Genomic DNA, 617 nt, shown 5'->3' on the forward strand with positions numbered 1-617 from the left:
TACATAGTTTTCAGTATTCTTAAAATAAGTCGGCTCTACTGCCAGCAACACATGCATATGTTGATTATATGAATTATCAATTTCGTTTACAGTTACTTCTGTCGCACGCATAAAACCAACTAAATTTTTAGTGATTTTTTTATATTTCATCATGCGATTAAAACCTTTCGCCATATCTGATAAACTTTGATTTAATTCTTCACCGTCATAAACATTTTTAACTGAAAGTGTCAAAAATAACCACCGAACTGTTGGCTTTTGTCGAATCACTTCAGTAACAACTTTTTTCGATTGAATTCCATGTTTCATTGCTCTTCTCCAATTGCACATTGGACATAAACGAGATTTACAAAACCAAACACGATATAAATTAATTTCACTCGTTTCTACGTCCACTTTGTATTCCAAAATCTCTGCACAATCTTTCACACGTTCAGCTTTTTTAAATTCTAGTATATGCAATAATTCCCAATAACCAACGTTCGAAATTTTTTTCTCTCGCCAAGGGCGAACTTTACCACTTTTCGTTTTGTCGATTAATACACTTGATTTTTCGATTGATTGAATGCTATTATTATTACACATGATAATAAAAAACCCCCTATGTATTGAGTTGA

General features: G+C 31.9%; 1 protein-coding gene. It reads right to left on the reverse strand.

The window, feature by feature from the left end:
* Positions 1-585: protein rep (locus KA814_RS13555; protein WP_210122805.1), on the reverse strand; the 585-nt coding region annotated here is incomplete at its 3' end.
* Positions 586-617: the final 32 nt, after the last annotated feature.

It is taken from the genome of Staphylococcus sp. GDY8P196P (assembly GCF_017891705.1).
GTDB lineage: Bacteria > Bacillota > Bacilli > Staphylococcales > Staphylococcaceae > Staphylococcus > Staphylococcus ureilyticus.